The following is a 2,572-nucleotide window of genomic DNA, read 5'->3' on the forward strand; positions in this document are numbered from 1 at the left end:
TTGCCGCGCCTTTTGGTCAGGGTGCGTACTCTTCAAACTCGCTCCAAAAAGGCCACCCCCTCCACATGCCCGGTTTGGGGAAAGAAGTCAGCCGCCCGCCATTGGGTAAGGCGATAGGATCCCTCTGCCAGTAGGATCTGCAAGTCTCGCGCCAAAGTGGCAGGGTGACAGCTAATGTAGACGATGCGTGGTGGTCGTCGCAGCTTTAGGGTCTCGAGCACTTGGCGGTCGCAGCCGCGCCGCGGCGGATCCAGCACCACAATGTCGGCAGGGGGCAGGGTCGGCAAAACCTGTTCCACCGTGCCCTGGAAAAATTGGGCTGAGGCGATACCGTTGAACTGGGCATTGTAGCGGGCTTGGGCCACCGCTTCCGGCAAAGCTTCCACCCCCATCGCCCGTTTCGCCCGTTGCGCCAGCAGCAAGGTTAAGGTGCCGATGCCACAGTAGGCATCCAGGATGGTTTCCTCTCCCCGCAGGTTCAGTTGGTCGGCTATCCAGGTAAAAAAGGCTTCTGCTTGCTCTGTGTTGACCTGGAAGAAAGAGGTGCTGTCGATCCAGAGGGAAAAACCGGCAAATTCCTCCCGCAAAGACCCCCGACCGGCAATCACCTCAGTCTCCGGGCCGAAGATGGCATTGGTGCGGGCCGAGTTGAGATTGAGACAGACCCCCACCAGGTCAGGGTAGCGCTGCATCCAGCGTTCGGCCCAGCTTTCCAGATGGGGCAGGCGACGACTGCAACTGACCAAGGTCAGGAGCACCTCGCGGGTGCGGCGACCGATGCGCAAACCCAAGTGGCGGAGATGACCCTGGTGACGACTTTCGTCGTAGACACTCCAGCCCGTCTCTTGAAGATCGCGCTTGATTTCCCTCAGGAACACATCCAGCCGCTCGTCTTGCACGGGGCATTGGTTGAGGTTCACCAGGCGGTGGCTGCCCCGTTGGTAGTAGCCCATGCGCAAGGGCTGGCCCTCCGGTTTGGCCATGGGGTAGGTGACCTTGTTGCGATAGCGCAGCGGCTGCTGGGATCCCAAAATAGGGACAGGCTGCGGCAGAGTCAGACCGCCAATCCGCTCCAGCGCATCCCTGAGGATTTGCTGCTTGGTGGCCAATTGCTGGGCATAGCTGACATGTTGCCATTGGCAGCCACCACATTTGTCCGCCACGATGCAGGCCGGTCGCACCCGTTGGGGAGAGGGAGAAATCAGCGACCGAATTCGCCCGACCAAGTAGTTGCGCTTGATCTCGGTTATTTGGGCCACCACCTGATCCCCGGGCACCGCCTGGGACACAAACACCACTCGCCCTTGTCCAAGTCCTACCGTGTGGGCAATGCCATCTCCCTGGGGGGTCAGGGCCGTGACCTCCAACGCCAAGAGATCCCCAGGTTTAACGGGATCAGGAAGGACGGAAGGGATCGGATGTTCCATTAGGCTGTTTCGCCGAAATTCGAAATAACTATAACCATAGGTCAGGTCGTGTTGGCTGGAGTCAGCATTGCCGGAAAAAGCTGTAGCAAGGCAAAAAGCATGTCAGCCGCCAACTGCTTACGGGATTGAAAACCCCATCCAATGAAGTGGTTCACTCCTTGGTCAAAGCAGATAGAGAAGGCAAAACATCTTCTCGAAAAGGAACCTCGTTTTGATTCACATTCTCCAGCTCGGCCAACATGAGAGGGTTAACCCGGTTTAGGTAGGGCACCAAAACCTGTTGTAGCCTTCGGCTGTAGAAGCGGTGGTAGCTGTACACAGGCGTGGCCGGAAATCCCCGTCGGATCTTATGGGATCCCCCTGCGCCGGGATCAAAGTTGCGGATCCCTTCTCGGATGGCGAGGGCAATGGGCTCGTAGTAGCAAACGTTAAAGTGCAAAAACTTCACCTCCTCCCGACAACCCCAGTAGCGCCCGAACAGGCGATCTCCCTTACGAATACAAAAAGACATCCCCACAATTTCTGCATTCCGTTCCCCGGCCACCAGCACAACTCGCTCCCGATAGTTGGGATAGAGAGACTCGAAAAAGCGGCGATTGAGATATTTGCTCCAGTTCCAAAATTGGGCGCAGGTGTTGCTGTAAAAGTCGTACATGAGAGACAACAGGCGGGGCGTGATCTCCTCTCCTGTGTAAATCTTGAGTTCTAGGCCGCTTTTTTCCATTGCAGCCCGCTCTCGCTTGATGTTGCGCCGCTGGTTGGCATTGAACTGGCTCAAAAAGTCTTCGTAAGAGCGGTAGCCGGGGTTGTGCCACTGGTAGTTGTGGGTGATCCGGGGCGTAAATCCATCCGACTCCAATTGAGTCCGCCAGTCCAGATCTACATAAAGCAAGCTAAACACCGAAATATCCTTCTCTTGGCAAAACCGGTCAATGGCTGCCAGCATCAACTGCCACACCTCTGCTTCCGAATACTCGGGATGGACGAGGATGCGATAGCCCGTAGCCGGAGTAAAGGGGGCCATGCCGATTAACTTCGGGTAGTAGCGTTCCCCCAATTGGCCGGCAACTGCAGCCCATTCTTGGTCAAAGACAAACTCCCCCTGGCTGTGGCTTTTCAAATACAAGGGGGCAGCAGCAATCAAC

Annotated in this window: 2 protein-coding genes; both read right to left on the reverse strand. The window is 56.8% G+C overall.

What is annotated here, in order from left to right; genetic code table 11:
* Window positions 1-32: 32 nt before the first annotated feature.
* Entirely contained in the window at window positions 33-1,427 is a 1,395-nt protein-coding gene (gene rlmD, locus NW819_RS04615; protein WP_414343468.1) for a 23S rRNA (uracil(1939)-C(5))-methyltransferase RlmD, read from the reverse strand.
* A 151-nt stretch (window positions 1,428-1,578) separates the two neighbouring features.
* A partial coding sequence (locus tag NW819_RS04620) for a GNAT family N-acetyltransferase (RefSeq protein WP_414413033.1) occupies window positions 1,579-2,572 on the reverse strand: 994 nt, incomplete at its 5' end.

This window comes from Synechococcus sp. R8-2 (assembly GCF_047461715.1).
Taxonomy (GTDB): Bacteria; Cyanobacteriota; Cyanobacteriia; order Thermostichales; family Thermostichaceae; genus Thermostichus.

Bases quoted from the DNA above. Each gene is read 5' to 3' on its own strand.
- rlmD (WP_414343468.1), bottom strand. From the start codon at position 1,427: ATGGAACATCCGATCCCTTCCGTCCTTCCTGATCCCGTTAAACCTGGG.